This is a genomic window from Streptosporangium sp. NPDC004631, assembly GCF_053601935.1.
Genome location: NZ_JBSGCR010000005.1, coordinates 1 through 19,295, shown reverse-complemented (window position 1 = coordinate 19,295; position 19,295 = coordinate 1). Strand labels below are relative to the sequence as shown.

General features: G+C 67.3%; 13 protein-coding genes. 12 read left to right on the top strand and 1 reads right to left on the bottom strand.

Annotated elements, in window-relative coordinates; translation table 11 throughout:
* Positions 1–317: 317 nt before the first annotated feature.
* From ACWEF2_RS06390 to ACWEF2_RS06355, 8 genes are all read left to right on the top strand, one after another.
* Entirely contained in the window at positions 318–1,091 is a 774-nt protein-coding gene (locus ACWEF2_RS06390) for an oxidoreductase (protein WP_453812469.1), read from the top strand.
* A 1,194-nt stretch (positions 1,092–2,285) separates the two neighbouring features.
* Complete coding sequence (gene ssd / locus ACWEF2_RS06385) at positions 2,286–3,341, top strand: septum site-determining protein Ssd (protein WP_453812467.1); 1,056 nt, start codon at positions 2,286–2,288, stop codon at positions 3,339–3,341.
* Entirely contained in the window at positions 3,338–4,567 is a 1,230-nt protein-coding gene (locus tag ACWEF2_RS06380; protein ID WP_453812465.1) for a TadA family conjugal transfer-associated ATPase, read from the top strand. The genes ssd and ACWEF2_RS06380 overlap by 4 nt, the downstream gene beginning before the upstream one ends.
* Positions 4,564–5,268 carry a type II secretion system F family protein gene (locus ACWEF2_RS06375; RefSeq protein WP_453812463.1) on the top strand — a complete coding sequence of 235 codons (705 nt, stop codon included), beginning with the start codon at positions 4,564–4,566 and terminating at the stop codon, positions 5,266–5,268. The genes ACWEF2_RS06380 and ACWEF2_RS06375 overlap by 4 nt, the downstream gene beginning before the upstream one ends.
* Positions 5,269–5,453: 185 nt before the next feature.
* Positions 5,454–6,104: a type II secretion system F family protein gene (locus ACWEF2_RS06370; RefSeq protein WP_453812461.1), complete on the top strand. Its 651-nt coding sequence runs from the start codon at positions 5,454–5,456 to the stop codon at positions 6,102–6,104.
* A 155-nt stretch (positions 6,105–6,259) separates the two neighbouring features.
* Complete coding sequence (locus tag ACWEF2_RS06365) at positions 6,260–6,496, top strand: DUF4244 domain-containing protein (RefSeq protein ID WP_453812459.1); 237 nt, start codon at positions 6,260–6,262, stop codon at positions 6,494–6,496.
* Positions 6,497–6,540: 44 nt separating this feature from the next.
* Positions 6,541–6,873 carry a TadE family type IV pilus minor pilin gene (locus ACWEF2_RS06360; protein WP_453812458.1) on the top strand — a complete coding sequence of 111 codons (333 nt, stop codon included), beginning with the start codon at positions 6,541–6,543 and terminating at the stop codon, positions 6,871–6,873.
* Between the two features lie 138 nt (positions 6,874–7,011).
* The gene (locus ACWEF2_RS06355) at positions 7,012–7,407 is read left to right on the top strand and encodes an Rv3654c family TadE-like protein (RefSeq protein ID WP_453812456.1); all 396 of its coding nucleotides are present in this window, start codon (positions 7,012–7,014) and stop codon (positions 7,405–7,407) included.
* 318 nt (positions 7,408–7,725) lie between these two features.
* On the opposite strand, the gene ACWEF2_RS06350 is transcribed toward ACWEF2_RS06355, so the two are convergent.
* Positions 7,726–7,989 (bottom strand): hypothetical protein, encoded by a 264-nt coding sequence (locus ACWEF2_RS06350; protein WP_453812454.1) that lies wholly within the window; start codon positions 7,987–7,989, stop codon positions 7,726–7,728.
* Positions 7,990–8,120: 131 nt separating this feature from the next.
* On the opposite strand from ACWEF2_RS06350, the gene ACWEF2_RS06345 reads away from it, so the two are divergent.
* The 4 genes from ACWEF2_RS06345 (at position 8,121) to ACWEF2_RS06330 (ending at position 18,674) form a co-directional block, all read left to right on the top strand.
* A protein-coding gene (locus tag ACWEF2_RS06345; RefSeq protein ID WP_453812453.1) for an IS5 family transposase occupies positions 8,121–8,926 on the top strand; the annotation gives its coding sequence in 2 pieces (ribosomal slippage) (positions 8,121–8,472 and positions 8,472–8,926; 807 coding nt in all).
* A gap of 60 nt (positions 8,927–8,986) precedes the next feature.
* A complete protein-coding gene (locus tag ACWEF2_RS06340; protein ID WP_453812451.1) occupies positions 8,987–10,078 on the top strand; it encodes an IS5 family transposase in 1,092 nt (363 codons plus the stop codon).
* A 496-nt stretch (positions 10,079–10,574) separates the two neighbouring features.
* A complete protein-coding gene (locus tag ACWEF2_RS06335; RefSeq protein WP_453812449.1) occupies positions 10,575–17,804 on the top strand; it encodes an RHS repeat-associated core domain-containing protein in 7,230 nt (2,409 codons plus the stop codon).
* A gap of 195 nt (positions 17,805–17,999) precedes the next feature.
* Entirely contained in the window at positions 18,000–18,674 is a 675-nt protein-coding gene (locus ACWEF2_RS06330) for a hypothetical protein (RefSeq protein WP_453812447.1), read from the top strand.
* Positions 18,675–19,295 lie beyond the last annotated feature (621 nt).

The window sequence follows — 19,295 nt, the reverse complement described above, 5'->3', positions numbered from 1 at the left end:
GAATGTAGAAGATGCTATTCCGAGTCTCTTTAGTGTGGCGGCGCGCGCGAGGGCGCCCCGATCCGCGGTGTGCGCCAGGGAGAGGAGGGGCGAAAGCCCTTCCTGTGGCGGGAGTTATGGTGTGTCCGTAAGTCCGCGCCGGTTACCCGAGAGGTCCGCGGCGGCTGCCCCGCGCCGTCATGCGGCCGGGTGCCGCGACGGTGCCGCGGAGGCGCGCCGAGAACGTGCGGGGCGTGGACGTGTGGGGCCGAAGCGTCTGCCGGTGCACCTGAGGGGCAGGTCGGCGCCTCGTCTACCGGCCGGTATGGTCGGGAAGCGTGAGCGACCCATTGGCGGTAATCGCCGAACTGCCGGGAGTGTCCGAGGCGGTCAACGACACGCGCAAGGCCGTGGACCGGCTCTACGGGCATCGCGTGCTGCGGCGCAAGAGCCCGGAGGTGTCGGCCAGGTCCGCCCTGCGCGGGGCCCGCGCCTCCGCCGCGCTGGAAGGGGTGGACATCCCGCTTGAGGCCATCCCCGAGGCCACCGACCCCGTCGTCCAGGGCGCGCTGCGCGTCTCGGCCGAGCTGGGGAGACTCGGCCCGACCTGGCGCACCGCCCCACGTCAGGTGCTGGCCAGACTGCACACCCTCGCCGCCGCCGGCCTGACCGAGGACCTCGGACGCCCCAGGGCCTCCGTGGAGGCGTCCGACCCCCTCGGCCTGGGCGCCGCGCCGGGGCCGGAGGAGACCGTGGCCAGGGTGGACGGGCTGGTCGACCTCGTCACCAGACCCTCCAAGGCCCCCGCGCTGGTGCTCGCCGCCGTCGCGCACGCCGAACTGGCCGTGCTGCGGCCGTTCGGATCGGCGGACGGGGTGGTGGCGAGGGCGGCCGAGCGGCTGACCCTGATGGAGTTCGGCCTGGACCCGAAGTCTCTGGCGGCCGTCGAGCTCGGGCACCTGGAACTCGGCCCGGCATACCCGGAAAGCCTGAGGGCCTACCTGAGCGGAACCCCCGAAGGGGTCGCGACCTGGATACGGCACTGCGCCTCGGCGACCACGCTCGGCGTGCGCGAGGCCACGGCGATCTGCGAGGCCATGCAGCGCGGCTGATCACGGACAACCGCGCGGCGCGGCCGGTTGTGGAGGAACCGCACGGCGGGCCGGCCACGGAGAACCGTGGGGCGGGGCTGACACGGATGCGCCCTCAGGTCGGTCGTCCTCTGGACACAGCGGACGGCGCCCCTGGTATGGGGCGCCGTCGCCGGCACGACCCGCCGGGTTACCATGCGTGCACCTGATAATCGTCGAGACAGGCCGAAACCCGTCCCGAACGTGCCTCCCGCGGCTCGGCGGCACGTGGGTGCCCGGTGGTCGTGCCCGGACAACTGGTCCGTTCCCTCTTTGTACGACGAATCCGGTCTGATGGGAACCCCCGGCACCAAGTCCTTTACAGATCAAGGGACATTCATGGACAAAGCTCCCATATGGCGCATTTCCCCCAAAGGGGGAGCCGGTTGGCCGCCCCGCGATCTCGATCTTGGTCACCCTGAGTGATCGAAAACGGGCCCATTAGGGTCGTGTCCGATTGGTTGACGATCAGATACGCGATCGTTACATTGAAAAAAACTAGTGGAAAATGGAGATTACTCCTCGACGAAACTCACGTTGATCGGGCAGCATGAGGTGGTATCTCCCAAACTTGAGTGAGTGTGCACGGGGCCGCCTTGCAATACGCTGGCCATACCCTGGTTAACCGTTGAAGACTTTCTTCTAAACGGGACCGGCTCTACCCCCCCAGAGCCGGACCGGCTGGCGACCCCCGCCCTCCCCCCCCGGCGGGGGTCGCCACTTTTTCCAGGACCACCCGCCCTCCGTCATCCGGCCCCGCCTCGGCCTCGCCCCGGCCCCGACCGGGTTCCCGACCTCCAACCCCGCTTCAGCTCTGGTCCGCCCCGAGCCTGAGCCCGGTCCGAAGCCCTGGGTTCGCCCCTGCCCCCGTCCCTTGCTCCGCTTCCCAGTCCTGGCCCTGAGCCCCCGGTCCCGGTCCTGAGCCCTGGAGTTCGCCCGGTCCCGGCTCTGGGGCCGGACCGTCCGCCCTCCTGGACACTCGGCCTCCGAGCCCCTCCGGCTGCCCGGTTCCCCGCCCTCTCCTGACCTCGCCTTCCCCGTCGTCTCGTATCTCGGGCGGCGCCTGTCCACAGGTGACGTCAGGGGTTCCTCGGTTATCCACAGAACGCCGTTCGGTGGCCTGGCGAGGACGGCTTCTCTCCGAAAGTGGGTCTCCCGAACTTCAGGGAGGCACTCTTGGACCGCCCGGACCGCCCCCTGGTCATCACCGATGACCACGACCTGCTCGACGATCTGCTCCGTGTCGCCGCCGCCGCAGGGGTCGAGCTTGACGTCGCCCACGTCCCAGCACACGCCCGGCCCTACTGGAACCGCGCTCCACTGGTCGTGGTCGGCGGCGACATGGCCGACGCCCTGGCCGCCACCGCGCCGCCGCCCAGGCGTCGGGTCCTCCTCGTCACCCACATTCCCGACGACCCCGACACCTGGCGCAAGTGTGTCGCGGTCGGGGCCCAGGCCGTGCTGGAGCTGCCCTCGGCGGAGCGGCAGCTGGTCGACGAGTTCGCCGACGCCGTGGAACCGGCGGCGAGAGCGGGGCTGGTGGTGTGCGTCGCAGGCGGCCGAGGCGGAGCCGGAGCCAGCGTCCTGGCCGCCGCGCTGGCGCTGAGCGCCTCCCGGCAGAGCCTGCGCACCCTCCTGGTAGACGCCGACCCGCTCGGCGGTGGTCTGGACCTGCTTCTCGGGCAGGAGGAGGCGGACGGTGCGCGCTGGTCCGATCTGGTCGCCCGAGAGGGCAGGGTCAGCTTCACCGCGCTTCAGGCGGCGCTGCCCACTTTCGCGGGGCTGACCCTGCTCTCCTTCCATCGCGGCGAGGTCGAGACCATTCCCGCCGAGGCGATGCGCTCCGTCCTCGAAGCGGGTTGGAGAGGCTTCGATCTGGTGGTCGTCGATCTGCCCCGTCACCCCGACCACGCCGCCGCGGAGGCGCTCAGCAGGGCCACGACCACTCTGCTGGTCGTCACCGCCGACGTGCGCGGTGTGCTCGCGGCGGCCCAGGTGCTCGCCGGGCTGCGCAAACACACCGGCGAGGTGCGGGCCGTCGTGCGCAGTGGCGTTCTGGACGACGATGTGGTCACGGCCTCGCTCGGCATGCCGTACGCGGGTGGTCTCCCCGATCAACCCCGGCTCGTGGCCGCACTCAACCGCGGTGACCTTCCTCCACTCGGTCGGCGCACCCCTCTCGGTCGCTTCTGCGCCTCGTTCCTGCGCTCACTCCTCGGAGCCGAGGCGTGAAGCGGGCGGAAACCCCCACGACGGTCTCCTCCGAGCTGGTGGAGGCTGTCCGGGTACGGCTGGCTCGGAGCGGGGTCGAGCCCAGTGCCGCGCACGTCGCGGTCGCGCTCAGAGCGGAGCGCGCGGTGCTCGGCGACGCGGAGATCCTGGCGGTGGCCCGTGTCCTGTGCGCGGACCTGATCGGAGCCGGTCCGCTGGAGCCGCTGCTGGCCGAGGCCGACGTCACCGATGTGCTGGTGAACGGTCCTGGCGAAGTGTGGGTCGACGACGGCCGTGGACTGCGCCGCACGTCGATCGTCTTTCCCGGAGAGGAGGCGGTCCGCCGGCTCGCCCAGCGCCTGGCCTCGGCGGCGGGCAGGCGGCTCGACGACGCGTGCCCCTATGTCGACGCCCGTCTCGCCGGAGGCGTCCGGCTGCACGCGGTCCTGCCACCCGTGGCGCCCGGTGGCACCTGCCTGTCGCTGCGCCTCCCTCCCCGCCGCACCTTCACCCTCCCCGACCTGGTTCGGTCGGGCACGATCAGAGCCGACACCGTTCCCGTGCTCACCGCCGTGATCGAGTCGAGGCTCGCCTTCCTGGTCACCGGGGGCACGGGCACGGGAAAGACAACCCTGCTCTCCGCCCTGCTGTCCCTGGCCGACCCCGGTGATCGGCTGCTGCTGGTCGAGGACTCGGCCGAGCTGAGGCCGCTCCACCCCCACGTGGTGCGGCTGGAGGCCCGTTCCGCCAACCTTGAGGGAGCGGGCGGTGTCCGCCTTCGCGACCTCGTACGGCAGGCCCTGCGCATGCGCCCCGACCGGCTGGTCGTCGGTGAAGTCAGGGGCGCGGAGGTGGTCAGCCTCCTCGCAGCCCTGAACACCGGCCATGAAGGGGGTTGCGGCACCCTGCACGCCAATACCGCGACCGACGTGCCCCCTCGCCTGGAGGCCCTGGCCTGCGCCGCGGGTCTCAGCCGTGAGGCGGTTCACAGCCAGATCGCCGCCGCCCTGGACGTCGTCATCCACCTTGCCCGTGATCACACGGACGGCCGCCGCAGGGTGGCCGAGATCTGCATGATGACCCGTCGTTCCTCGGGGCTGGTCGACGCCGAACCCGCCCTCACCTTCTCTCCGGAGGGTCACGTGGCCACCGGCCCGGGTTTCCCCGCCCTGGCGGCCCGAGCCCCGGGCATTTCCCTTCCACAACCTCCTCATCCTCACCCAGACGGCCGTCGGGGAATCCGGTGACGGGAGCGGCCGTGTTCCTCGCCGCCCTGGCGGTGTGGCTGTGGACGGGACCTGACCCGGGAACGGCTCGTCTGCGGTGGATGGAGAGGCGTCGTCCCCGCGGATCGCGCTCCCCGCTCAAGAGGCTCACCGGCCTCTCCCGGCCGTCGAAACGCGCGACCGCCTGGCGGACGGCGTCGATGGAGCTGTGCCAGGGACTCGCGGCCGAACTGGCCGCCGGGCGGTCGGCCGGTGAGGCACTGGTCAGGGCCGTGTCAGCCGCGGACTTTCCCGATCCTGTGGCACTCCGCCCGTTGATCGCGGCGGCGAGAGACGGCGGTGACATTCCCGCGGCTCTGCTGGCGGTGGCCCCCGAGCGGGGAGGTGAGGCGTTTCGGGGGTTGGCCGCCTGCTGGCGGGTCAGCACGACCACCGGTGCGGGACTGTCCGTCCTGGTCGATCGTGTCGCGGACTCCCTCAGAGAGGCCCATGCCCATCGCCAGGACGTCGCCGCCCAACTCGCCGGTCCGCGCGCCACCGCTCGCCTGCTGGCGGGCCTTCCCGCACTCGGCCTGCTGATGGCGGCGGGGCTCGGCATGAGCCCGCTGGGCTTCCTGTTCGGCAGCCCGGCGGGAGTGGCCTGCCTGGCCTGTGGCCTCGCCCTCGACGGGTGCGGCCTGTGGTGGACACACCGCTTGGTCCTCCGCGCGCAGCGGTCCTGACAGGAGACTCGATGATCAGCATGCTGGCCGTCGTGCTCGCCGGGGTCGCGGGGTGGTTGTGGACGCCGTTCCATGATCCTTCCATGCGGATTCGCCGGACCTTGAGATCGCCGCCGTCGGCCTGGACAGCCGGGGCGCGGCTCGGGGAGCGGCACTCTCGGGCTTCTCCGCCGCAGGAACGGTCCGTGAACGTCGCGCCCCCGGGGGCAATCCGCGAAACGGCGGGGAAGCGGCGCCCCAGCCGGCAGGAGACGATGATCTGCGCCGCCATCGGGGTGACGGTGTTCCTCCTCGTCGGCGCCGTGCCGGGAGCCGTCGCGGGGATGGCCGGTTTTGGATTCACCCTGGAAGTCATCCGGAGGCGGGAGCCGCCTCGGCTCCGTCGGGAACGCGAACGGGTGGTCGCGGACCTGCCGCTGGCGGCGGACCTCATGGTCGCGTGCCTGCGCGCGGGGCAGCCGATCACCGGTGCCCTCGACATCACGGTGGAGGCGGTCGGCGGACCTCTTGGCGGTCGGCTGGCCTGGGTGAGTGGACAGCTGCGGCTGGGGGCCGCGCCGGAGGAGGCCTGGCGGTCTCTGGCGGCCGAGCGCTCGTTGGCTCCGCTGGCACGCACCATGGGTCGGGCCGCCCTCAGCGGTGCTCCGGTGGCCGACGTTCTCACCAGGCTGGCCGATGACTCCCGCCATGCCGCCCGCGCCGCGTCGACGGCCGCCGCCCGGCGAGTGGGGGTGCAGGCCGTCGCTCCTCTGGGACTCTGCTTCCTGCCCGCATTCGTCCTCCTCGGCATCATCCCCACCGTGGCCGGTCTCGCCGGCGACGTGCTGCTTCCCTGAATTGGCCACAGGACTGAGTTATCCACAGGGGCTCTCCGGGTGTCCCGGGGTTATCCACACAACGGCGTTCACGTCCTTCGAGCCACCCCTTCGTCGAGAAAACTGGTGTGACCGGTGCCGGGCGCTGGATCCGGCCGGAATTCCAGGAGGAAACGATGGCTCCATTGACCAGGGGCGACACCCGGTGTGACCGGCGGCGACGGCTGCGCGCCCGTTGGGCGTCGCTGACCACGGGGCCGCATCGCGACCGGGGCATGTCCACCGCTGAATACGCCGTCGGCACCATCGCCGCCTGCGCCTTCGCGGCGCTTCTTTTCAAGGTGGTGACAAGCTCCGAGGTCCAGCAGATGATCAGCGGCCTGATCAATCGAGCGCTCAGCGTGGCCGGATGATCCTTGCGGCGTCGGTCACCGTCCCTCACCGGTCGCGAGGGTCGGTGACCGCGGAGACGGCAGTCGTGCTGCCCGCCGTCGTGGTGGTGCTGGCGGCTGTGTTGTGGGCGGTGGCTGTGGTCGGGGCGCGGCTCGAATGTGTGGACGCGGCCCGGACGGGCGCCCGGGCCGCGTCACGGGGTGAGTCGCTGGAGCGGGTGCGAGGCGATGTTCTGGCCGCTGCTCCGCCGGGCTCGCGGGTTGTGGTGACCCGGGGGGCGGAGATCACTCGGGTGGAGGTGTCGGTGACCGTCAGACCCAGTTGGGGGGTCTCACTTCCCGGCGTCACCGTCCATGCGGCCGCTGTCTCCGCCACCGAAGCGGAGGCGGAACGGTGAGTCCGGAGGCAGAGCTGTGAGCGGTGGAAACGGGGGCTGGAGGGGGTTATGGAGACGGCGGAGAGGAGTGGGGGAAACGGCGGAGACGACAGGGGCGGCCGGAGGGGGCTGCGGAGACGGCGGAGGGAGTTGGGGGAGATGGCGGAGGGGAGCGGAGGCGGGGAGAACGGGGGAGGGGAGCGGGGGGTGGCGACGATCTGGGGGGTCGGGCTTATGGTGGTGGTCTTCGTGGTGGCGGGTGCGATCGTGCTCGCCGGTACGGCCAGGGTCGCCCGCCACCGGGTCCGGAGCGCCGCCGACCTGAGCGCGCTCGCCGCCGCCCGCCTGGCCCTGGCCGATCCGAAACGCGGCTGTGCCGAGGCGTCCTCGCTGGCCGTCGGCAACGGAGCCAGGCTTGTGCGGTGCTCCATCGACGGTTACGGCATCGCCGACGTCCAGGTGGTCCTACGGCTCTCGCTGCCTGTCCTGGGAGATCGGAAGATCACGGCCGACGCCCGCGCCGGTCCTGTCCATATCGCTGATCTCGCTGGGTGAACGAAGGAGAGGAAGCCGTGAACGGCCGGGCCTCGGAGAGCTCCGGCGTGTCTTCATCCTCGGCGTCCGCGAGCAGTCGCTGCACGAGTTGATGGGCAAGGACCAGGCATTCCTGGAGGCCCAGCGCGTACGGCTTGGCGCGGTCGTCCTGCGTGAGCGGCACCGTACCCGTCTGGTCGGGACCGCTATGCCGGAGCGCCGCTGAGCTTCCCCCCACAGGATGGACACCTCGCCTGAGTCGACCCTGTCGATTCCAGTGCTGGCCAGGCGCTTGCCGTCCGGACTACACCACCGAGGCCACATCGTCGGTGTGTCCGGTCAGGGCTGCGCGCAAGGGCTGGCTGAAAGCACGGCCATGCTCGTCCATGCTTCGCCGGTATGGGCGATGGCCCATGCCGCCGCGGCCAGTCGCGCCGAGATCACCAGATCGCCGGGAAGGGACTGGCTGGAGGCGGACGCCTCCCGGGATGCGGTCTGGGTGCTGCGGGTCAGCGCCAGAGCACATTGCCGGTCGGCCTCCTGACCGGAGCGCATGGCAGTCACCGTGGTGACAACCGCGACCACCAGCAGCCCAGCCAACACCGCCAACACGCCCTGTCGGCGGCGTGAGCGCCGACGCGTATGTTCCCGTTGCCAGATGGGGATAGGGCAACCCCTGGGCCTCATGGCGGGTAAGACCGTGACTCATTTGGTGGTTGCTCGTTGGACATGGCGTGGATGCATTCCTTCAGCGACTGGTCCCTGATGAATTGTGGGAGCTGTTTCAGCGCGCGGTCCCGCCGACACCTACCCGACCACAAGGCGGTGGACGGCGGCGCGTGGACGACCGGATGATCCTGGCCGCGATCGTGTACGTGGCCACCACCGGATGCGCCTGGCGCCGGCTCCCGCCGATCTTCGGCGCCTCCTGGCAGACCGTGAACCGTCGTTTCGCCGAGTGGAGCGCCGCCCGGGTGTGGGCCAAGCTGTATCGGATCATTCTGGACGAGCTCGGCGCCCGAGGTGAGCTGGACTGGTCGCGGTGCGCGATCGACTCGGTCGGCCTGCGAGCGGTCAAAGGGGGGAACTGACAGGTCCGAATCCTGTCGGCCACGGCAAGAAAGGGGCGAAGATCCATGTGATCACCGAACGGACCGGTCTGCCGCCCTCTGTCGCGATCTCGGCGGCGAACGTTCATGACAGCCTGGCCGTCGAGCCTTTGGCGCGTGGCATCCCGCCGATCCGCTCCCGGCGCGGGCGACGCCGTCGCCGACCGGCCAGGCTGCATGGAGACAAGGGCTACGACTACCCGGGCGTGCGGCGTTTCCTGCGGCAACGCGGCATCACCCCGCGCATCACCCGTCGCGGTGTGGAGTCCAGCCGGCGCCTGGGCCGGCATCGGTGGGTCATCGAGCGCACGATTGCCTGGCTGAACGGATACCGCCGACTGCACCGCCGCTACGAGCGCCGAGCCGATCACTTCGCGTCCTTCGTCGCTCTCGCAGCGGCTCTCATCTGCTACCGCAGACTCACCAAATGAGTCACGCTCTAAGCAGCTCAGCGGCCAGGAGCCCGGTTGTCTGTCTACACGCCTGCGTCCGTGAACGCCAGCGGTTGCGCCTCACCAGGATGCGAATGTCGAAGCCGTAAACCGGCATACCCGTCGGATCTGGCCGATGCCGAATGGTCGGTGCTGGAGTCCGAGGCGCGGGCGATGATGGCCGAGCTGGTCGCGGTCACGGGCAGGCCGATGGTGCATGACCTGCGCGCGATGCTGGATGCGATCGGTTATGTGACCCGGTACGGGATCGAGTGGCGGGCCCTGCCGGTCGATTTCCCGCCGCATGAGGCGGTGTATGCGTTCTTTCTGCGCTGGTCGCGGCGCGGCCTGCCCGAACGGCTCCGCAGCCGCCTACGCATCCTGGCCGGACGGGCGGAACTGCCCACGGCCGGGTGTCTGGACTCCCAGACGGTCAGGGCGGCCGAGACCGTCGGGGCGGCGGCCTGCGGGTATGACGCGGGCAAGAAGCTGGAGGGGCAGAAACGGCATGTCATGGTCGACACGCTTGGGCTGCTGTTGTGCGTGATGGTCACCGCCGCGTCGGTACAAGACCGCGACGGCGCGCATCCCGTGCCGGCGCTGCTGCGGGAGAAGTTCTCCACCATCGGTCCGGTCTGGGCCGACGGCGGCTACGCCGGACGGCTGGTCACCTGGGCCGGGCAGGTCCTCGGCCTGGCCGTCACGATCGTCAAGCGCAGCGACGACCTGCGCGGTTTCGTCGTGCTGCTCCGCAGGTGGGTGGTGGAGCGCACGTTCGCCTGGCTGACCCGCTACCGCCGCCTGGTGCGCATCTATGAACGCAGGCCCGACCACCACGAAGCCCTGATCTGGTGGGTCACCGTGCACCAGATGACCCGCCGCCTGACACGCGAACCGGCAGACTGGCACCCCAGCAGTCGCTGGGGCGACCCGCCACCGCTTCCGCACTTGTCCAGCCCCGGCTGGCGCGGCAAGGTCCTGCAACTGCTGGCAGCTCAGCCCTGGCTAGCCTGGAAGGGAAGCGAACTGGCCGCCGTCCTCGGCATCGAGAACGTCAACAGCTTCCGCGTCCAACTGTCCCAATGGTCGCACCAGGGCTACATCAACAAGATCGGACCAGCCCTCTACGGCCTCATGCCCACGAGCACTTAACCCTTTGTCAGCAGGCTCTAAATGCCTGTACTGCGAGTCCCCGGTCGGAGGAACGACGTGAAATGCAGCGACGTCGGCCGGGGCTTATTCAGCCGCTTCCGCTGTTCGGCTATACCTGCCTGAGTTTCGGCCAGCACTATGGCATCCCGTAATGGGCAACAGAGAATTTTAGGCCGCATCAGCCCGACGTGGTCTTGTCAAGCAGACAAATGGTGATCATCATCACCCATATATTGCGTTTATCTTATTTGTTACTTATGTAGATCTTGTTCCCTGGAACGGTGCATGTATACCTTCTGATCGTCTGCCAAGCTGCATGTCCCTCAATCGATCACTTCGTTCCTTATGGGAGATTCCTTCGGGATGCCGTGACACGGGCCGTTGGCATGCGCATCGAGGGTTCGGAGGGTGACGGCATATGCGCCGAAATTTGTCACGCCCACATTCGATTCGCTGGAGGATGGTGCCGTTACTGGCGGCCCTTCCAGGATTACTATTGGTTCCCGCGGCACCTGGTGCGGCCGTCGCCGACGTGGCGCGGATCTCGGCGCCGAAGCCGGTCACGCCCAAGCAACTGACCGGTTCGGCCAAGGGGTTCCCCTCGCTGGTGACGACTGAGGCGACGACCACCACGGTGGACGGCACGGGCTGGAAGGCCGACGCCGAACCTCCCAAGGATGCGGTGCCGCCCGATGAACGGTTCACCGGTAAGGAGGCCAGAGAGCGTCTGGCCGAGCGGTCGGGCAAGGGCGGCGCCAAGGCGGACGCTCCGGGCGGGCAGCCGATCGCGGCGCTGCTGGCCGGGGAGCCGGAGTTGCTGGCCGCCTTCCCCCGTGACGAGATGCTGGTCGACTCCCTGACCCCCGTCCTGCGGGCGCAGGGGAAGGTCACCACCGGGTCCGGGCCGTTGCGCTACGCGTTCAAGATCTGTGATAACTCGTCGATGACCGGCACCGGCTGTACCTCCTCGGGCACCCTAGCTGGCGGGGCGAGCACCTGGGCGGTCCCGGCGAGCAAGCTGGCCTGGGGCAAGCAGTACTGGTGGCAGGTCACTATCACCGACATCTCCAACTCGGCCTCGATCACCGTGGGCCGGACCTTCGTCACTGGGGTGCGCCAGCCGGTACTGACCTCGCAGCTGGCCACTTCCGGGGTGGAGGGCCGGGAGTTTCATCAGCTGGCCGGTAACTACACCACCACCTTCACCGACCTGACCGTGCCCAGCGCGGGGCCGCCGCTGTCGGTGGTGCGCACCTACAACAGTATGGACCCGCGCACCGACGGCATCTTCGGCGCGGGCTGGTCGACCCGCTGGGACATGAAGCTGGTGCAGGAGACGCGGGGCAGTGCGGTGTCGGCGCTGGTCACCTACCCGGACGGCCGCCAGGTGCGGTTTATGAAGACCGGCAGCAGCTACCAGCCCCCGCCGGGGATGTTCGCCACCCTGGCTGATGTCACCGGTGGCGGGTGGCGCCTGATGGACAAGTCGGCGGTCTCCTATATGTTCGACGCCCAAGGGCGGTTGACCTCGGTCACTGATGCCCGGGGCCGGGCGCAGACGCTGGCCTACGGGACTGGCGGCAAGCTGTCGACGGTGACCGCGCCAGGGGGCCGGTCGCTGAGCTTCACTTGGACCGGTGACCACGTCACCGCGGTGTTCAGCGACCCGGTTGGTGGCTCGCCGATCACCTGGACCTACTTCTACGACGGTGACAAGCTGACCGGGGTGTGCGCGCCGGTCGCCGCGCCGAACTGCACCACCTACGCCTACGGCAGCGGCTCGCGTTATCGCAGCGACGTGCTGGATGCCGACCCCTACGGCTACTGGCGCCTGGGCGAGGACTCCGGTACCACTGCGGCCGACCTGGGGGCGGCCAATGCCAACGCCACCTACCAGGGCGTCACCTACGGCAAGCCCGGCGCGCTGGCCGGGTCCACCGACACCGCGGTGGAGTTCACCACCGGCTCGTCGCTGAAGCTGCCGGCCAACATCGTCGGCCAGTTGGGCGACCAACTCTCGGTGGAGACCTGGTTCAAGACCGGCCAGTCCGGCGTGCTGGTCGCGGCCGGAACCCAGGAGACCGGCGGGATCCCGTGGGGGCCGATGCTGTATGTGGGCACCGACGGCAAGCTGCGCGGCTCGCTGAGCGCGGTGGCCTCCCCGATCACCACGACCGGGACGGTCAACGACGACGCCTGGCACCACGTGGTGCTCACGGCCGTCGGCGCCAACCAGATCCTCTACCTGGACGGGGCGCAGGTTGGCACCGCCACCGGTTCTCTGCCCGTCTGGCGTACCAGCGCCACCGTCGGCAACGGTGTCGCCGACCCGGCGATCTCCCCGGCGGTGCCCTCGCCGCAGGCGGCTTTCCCGTTCAAGGGCGTCCTGGATGAGGTCGCGCTGTACGACAAGCCGTTGACCGCCGCCGAGGTGGCCCGCCACTACGGCGCCCGGCTGCAGGTGCCGCACAAGCTGACCACGGTCACGTTGCCGTCGGGCCGGGTGTGGGCGTCCAACACCTACGACGTGGCCACCGACCGGCTCAAGACGCACACCGACCGCAATGGCGGCACCTGGCAGCTCGGGGTCAAGACCTTCGACCCGTACTCTTCGGCAGCTGAGGTGGTGGTCACCGACCCGAAGAACGAGACGCTGACGTATCTGTACGACTCCGAGCGCGGCTACCGGATTCTGGGTGAGACTGACCAGCTGAACCACACCACCTGGTATGAGTACAACCTGTCCGGCGCACTGTCGAAGATCATTGATCGTAACGACATCGCTAACAACGTCTACTACGACGAACGCGACAACCTGATCGCCCGCAAGTATTGTCGCGCGCCGGGTGAGTGCGCGATCGAGTTCTGGAAGTACCATCTGAACTTCTCGGATCCGTTTGACCCGCGCAACGACCAGGTGACCGCCTACCGGGACGGCCGTTCGGCCTCGGAGACCGACAACACCTACCGCACCACGACCGAATACACCACTTACGGTGAGGTGTCCAAGATGACTTCCCCGGTCACCTCGGACTTCCCGTCGGGCCGCTCTGAGACCTACACCTACACCGATGGCACCGAGCCTGCGGTCGGCGGCACCACCACCCCGGCCGGGCTACTGAAGTCGGAGAAGAACGCCAAGAACGAGGAGACGAGCTACCGCTACAATGCGGCTGGGGACATCGCCGAGCAGACCACGCCCTCCGGACTGGTCATCACCACGGTTCGCGATGCGGTGGGCCGGATCACCTCCCGCACCGAGATCTCGGCCGCGCACCCCACGGGTGCCACCACGACCTTCACTTACGACGGGGTGGGACGTCCGCTGACGGAGACCGGGCCGGGGGTGGAGAACGAGGTCACCAACGTTACCCACACCGCCAAGACGACGGTCGCTTACAACGCCGACGGTGACAAGCTCACCGAGACCCTCACCGACCTGACCGGCGGGGACCCGGCGCGCACCACTACCTACACTTATGACATCCACGGCCGGGTAGCGACGGTGACCGATCCCGAGGGCGGCGTGACAGAGTCCACGTGGGACGTCACCGGCCTGCAGACTTCGGCGACCAACCCGATGGACACGGTGGCCACGTTCGCCTACACCAAGCGTGGCCAGCTGGCCTCCACGACGCTGAAGGACTGGATCGGCAGCCCGGTCAGCCCGCAGCCCGCACAGGATGTGGTAGTGGAGTCCTTCTCCTACGACCCCGGCGGCCGTACGGCCGGGCAGATCGACGCGATAGGCCGAAAGAAGGTTTTCAACTACTGGATGGACAACCGGCTGTCGCAAACCATCGCCGACGACGCCAAGCTCAACGGCTCGGCCGCTCCGGCCAATGTGGTTCTGGAGTCCAACGAGTTCGACCCGGTCGGCAACCTGGTCGAGCAGGTCACCGGTCAGGGTAAGACCACCGTCGTACACGTCTATGACGCCGCCGGCCGGAAGACCTCCACCACGCTGGATCCGGCCGCGCTCAACCGCAAAACCGCTTATGTCTACGACGCAACTGGCGACGTCATCCGCGAGACCTTCACCGGGGCGGGTACCACCCGTACTGAGATCACTGACTACCAGTACAACGTGTTGGGACAGGTGACTCGGCAGACGGTGGAGAACGGCACTGTCGACCTGGTGATGACCAATACCTATGACGACCGGGGTCTGCTGACCTCGACCGTTGACCCGCGCGGCAACGCCTCCGGTGCCGCGGCGGCGGACTTCACCACCACGATGCGCTACGACATCGCCGGGCAATTGGTGGAGACTAAGGCGCCGCAGGTGACAATCGAGAAGAACGGTACGGCCGCCGCCACCGGCAGACCCACAGTCAAGTACGGCTACAACACCGCCGGGCTGCGCACCCAGGAGGTGGACGGTGAAGGCCGCACCGTCACCTCGGCCTACGACAAATCTGGTCGACTGACCTCGACCACCTCACCGTCCTACACTCCGCCCGGCGGCAGCGCGGTCACCCCGACGATTAGCTTCACCTATGACGCGGCCGGTCGCCACACCCAGGTCACCGACCAGCGCGGGTATGTCACCAAGACCGACTACGATGCGCTCGGCAACCCGGTCCGCAAGACGGACCCGGGCCCGTCCGGGCCGGGTGGAGTGTGGGTGTCGGAGTTCGACCTGCTGGGTGAGCAATTGGCCGTGGTGGACCCGACCGGCGCACGGGTCGAGGCGACCTATGACGACTTGGGCCGGAAGATCACCCAGACCCAGATCGAGCGCACCCCGACGACAGCGGCGTACACCACGGCGCTGACCTACGACAACGCTGGTAACCTCACTAAGGCCGTTGCGCCGGGCAACAAGACCACCACCTTCACGGTCAACGCCGCGGGGGAAGTCACCAAGAGTTCCGACCCGCTGACCCACGACACCACGTTCGGCTACGACATCCGGGGTCGCCAGGCCAAGGTCACCGACGCGCTGAACGACGCCACCGAGGCCGTCTACGACCTGGCCGGGCGCAAGACCTCCGTCAAGAACCTGGACGGCACCGGCGCCACGGTGCGTACCGTCGGTATCGGTTACGATCTGGCCGGTAATCCGACCAGCACTACCTCGGCCGAGGGGCACGTCACCACCCGCGCCTTCGACGCGCTGAACCGGATGACCTCCCTGGTTGAGCCGGTCACTGCCAGCAAGACGATCACCACCACGTTCGGCTACGACGCCGGCAGTGCCCGCACCCGGCTGACCGACGGGCGCGGCAACGTCACCTGGACCACCTACAACACCCTGGGCCTGGCTGAATCGGTGATCGAGCCGTCCACCACCGCCCACCCGGCCGCCGCCGACCGCACCTGGACCAGCGTCTACGACGCAGTCGGCAACGCGGTGTCCACCGTCCAGCCGGGCGGGGTGCGCATCGACCGTACCTTCGACCCGCTCAACCGAGTCACCAAGCAGACCGGTACCGGCGCCTCGGTCACCACCCCGGACCGAGACTTCGGCTATGACCAGGCCGGCCGGACCACCGCGATCGGCGACTACACCCTGGAGTACAACGACCGGGGCCTGCTGACCAAGGTGTCCAAGGCCGCCGTCCAGGTCGCCACCTACGCCTACGATGCGCTCGGCAACCCCACCCAGCGGGTGGACCCGACCGGCACGGCGAACTTCACCTACGACAACGCCAGCCGACTGGCCACCGCAGGCGACCCGGTGACCGGGCGCACCTGGACCTACGGCTACGACAACGCCGACCGGCTGACCAGCCAGACCTCCGCCGGAACGGTCAACTCCCAGGCATACACCTACGACGCCGTCGACCGGCTGGCCACCCACACGCTGAAGAACAGCTCCGGCACCCAGCTGGCCAAGATCACTTATGGGTGGGACAAGGACAACAACCTCACCTCCAAGACCACCGTCGGCACCGCCGGCGCCGGCGCCCACACCTACGCCTACGACCGGTCGGGCCGGCTGACCTCCTGGACCGCGCCCGCAGGCACCACCGCCTACACCTGGGACGACGCGGGCAACCGCACCGGTGCCGGGGCCAAGACCTACACCTATGACGAGCGCAACCGCCTGACCTCGGGAGACGGCACCGACTACACCTACACTCCGCGCGGCACCACCGCCACCGAGACCAAGGCGGGCGTCACCCGCAACCTAGCCTTCGACGCCTTCGACCGGCTCATCACCGACGGCGACGTCACCTACGGCTACGACGCCCTGGGCCGGACCACCTCCCGCACCAAGGGCACCGGCCAGCAGCGCTACGTCTACTCCGGCCTGACCAACGACATCGCCGCCGTCACCGACGGCACCGGAGCCGTCCAGGCCAAGTACGGCCGCGATATCTCCGGCGGCCTGCTCGGCCTGCAGGAGGGTGGTACCACCGCCCTGGGTACCATGACCGACCTGCACGGTGACCTGGTGGGCACCTTCTCCGGCACCGCACTGGCCGACTCGGCCGCCTTCGACCCGTTCGGGCAGGTCACCCACCGCACCGGCGCCACCCGCACGCTGGGCTACCAGGGTGAGTACACCGACCCCGACACCGGCAAGGTCAATATGCACGCCCGCTGGTACCAGCCCGGCGCCGGCACGTTTGCCTCCCGCGACATCGCCACCCTCGCCCCAGGCCCATCGGTCCAGGCCAACCGCTACACCTACGCCAACGGATCCCCGCTTACCGGCACCGACCCCACCGGTCACGCAACCATTAACGTATCCGCCGACCCCATGGCTGGATACATATGCAGTGGGGGCAGATGCAGCGAAACCGACGCGAACGCGCGATGGTGGGCCGCTTACGTTCATACCCCTGAATACATAAATGCGCAACCCCTCATGCTCGACAAAGAGGCGAAAAGAGTCGGCGTGATGCCTAACGGAAGGCTGGCACCAAAGGATTACTGGGAGGCAAGCAAAGAAGCAAGAAATGAATACATGAACGCATACAGCGTTTACTATAGCGATGATCAGCTTAAGGGAATCTGGTCCATCATAAACGCCCTCTACCCCACGCCTGAGGCGCAAAGCACGCTAAGCGCCGGAGGGTTCGCCCATGCCTCTCTTGCCAAATCCGCCAAGGTGGGAACCAGTGAGCACGCAATAATCAAAGAGCTCGCCAAAAAGTTCGCCCGGGTGAAGGGGCCGGTGTGGACAAACGAGATGGCAGAGCTGTACTTTAAGCTTAAGTACGGCCCTAGCCCCTCGAAGGCCGACAAACTTGTTGCAAGTTTCAAAAAAGCCTGGGTCTACTCATATAGAGATGTCATCAAGGCGGCAGCAGCCCATTACGGCGTACCGGCATGGCTGCTGGGGGGTGTGGCATACGAGGAACTCGGCGGAGACCCAAACTGGTTCGACACCATGAAGTGGACCTTTAAAGAAGCAGTAGGGGCATTCTGGGACAAGAGGGACTTAACAACGTCTTTCGGAAACATATCAATGGGAATCGGCATTGCTGCCGACACGCTGGGATACAGCAGGTCAAAGCTTTCCCGGGCAGACGCCTCTGCGATCATTGCCTCACTTCAAGACCCAATCGAAAACATTTTCATTGCAGCGAAGCGCCTTGCCGACATCAATCAGCACTGGAATGAAACTTCCTCCCCGACAGGCTGGACCATGGAGAGGATAAGGAAGGTCGCCAGAGACTGGAATGGAAGGGGTGTCGGCGCCGAAGGGTACGCGAATAGGGTAATGAGGAATCAGGGGTTAATTGAACAGCTTTTTCGGATAGGGAAATAAAGGGTTGGGGCTGGCTGGAACATCTTTAAGGAGGTGCCACAGAATTAAAGGGGGTGAAAGTCCGGCCAGCCCTGTGGTTGCTAACAAAAACTTGCCCCAGCGTCGAATATTTCATCTGTCATAAATTTCTTTTTAGATGCACTAGATTATCCATGCATGGCCAGCCTTCATGTGATCAACGGAGGACACTGCAAGATGGCGGAGAGCGAGCGTGTCAAGGATGTGTTATCCCTTGGGATCGCCATCGGTATTGTGACGTGGGGCGCCGTCGGCGCATGGACGGCTCTCACAGTAGAGAACTATCCCTGGAACCAATGGGTGCCGTTCGCCTACGGCGCGAGCAAGGGCGTAGTGCTCGGCATGCTCGCCGCAGTCGGTGCCACAATCGTTCTGAACGGAAGACATCGGAACGGGTGGCGATGGGCGGTGTTCGTCAGTGCGCTGATCGGTGGAAGCTTTATGGACACGCTCAGAGACCTTGCCGGCCCGCCAGCACGCGCTTTGTATTTCGAACCCCGGATACCGGACGAACGATGGTACTGGACGACGATGTTGTCGCACTGGACGGGCAAAGTTATCCTGCCCGCCATCGTGTGTGCCATAGCCCTGGCTCTGCTCGTGGCACGGCCGTATAGGAAGCAACAGTCGATTCTGATTGGAGCAGCGCTCACCCTCGGAAGTATTGCACTGCTTCTGCTTCCTGTGATCTGTAGTGTCCTGGCGCCCGAGATCCAGGGCAGTGGCGGTCATACCGACTGGAGTTTCAGCGCGTTCGCGCGTTGCTGGGGTCTCGGGATCCCGCTGCTGATTATTGGCATGCTACGAACAATTCTTCTCAGCCGGTCGACGAGTTCAAGTGTGAATGGATGACCGCAGCAACGGGTGCATAGGGTATGGAAACTCTGCTGGGTCCCCATATCGCCTCTAAGCTAATTTCACTACAAGCGGCGGTAGTGTGCTAGTTCGAGAACTGATGTCACACTGACCTGCCGATTCGACAAGGCCCGCCGGGAGACGTCCTGCTCTTGGCGGGTTTTTTTATGTCAGGCAGCGGTGGAATAGACTGCGTGAAACGGTATATTGTTTTGAACCGCTGTCGCACAGGTGGACCAAGGCGGCGAACCAGTCGGTCGTAGCGACCTCGTGCACGATGCCCGACGAACGGAGTCGGAGGTTGGAGCCGTCGGCGCAGGTAGTCCGTGCGGAGGCGGCTATCATCGCCAGCGCTGTGTACACCTCCGGCTCCGATCCGCCAAACTTGAGCGCCAGTTTCCACTGGGTGTTCAAACGCCCCACGCTGCTTGGCCTGGACTCGTTTGACGGTCGCTCAGGTCGTTCAGAGCCTTGACAGTTGATCGACCTCGCACGGGTGGCTGTTCGAACTAGTGTCGTACGCCTGAAATTCGTCGGTTAAGTGCTTATCCTGATGTGCATGGGGCATCCGGGTCCGTCTGCGGTACCGATCGAGTTGACCGATGCTGAGCGCGCGTG

Bases quoted from the DNA above. Each gene is read 5' to 3' on its own strand.
- ACWEF2_RS06365 (WP_453812459.1), top strand. From the start codon at position 6,260: ATGGCTCCATTGACCAGGGGCGACACCCGGTGTGACCGGCGGCGACGG.
- ACWEF2_RS06330 (WP_453812447.1), top strand. From the start codon at position 18,000: ATGGCGGAGAGCGAGCGTGTCAAGGATGTGTTATCCCTTGGGATCGCC.
- ACWEF2_RS06355 (WP_453812456.1), top strand. From the start codon at position 7,012: ATGGCGGAGGGGAGCGGAGGCGGGGAGAACGGGGGAGGGGAGCGGGGG.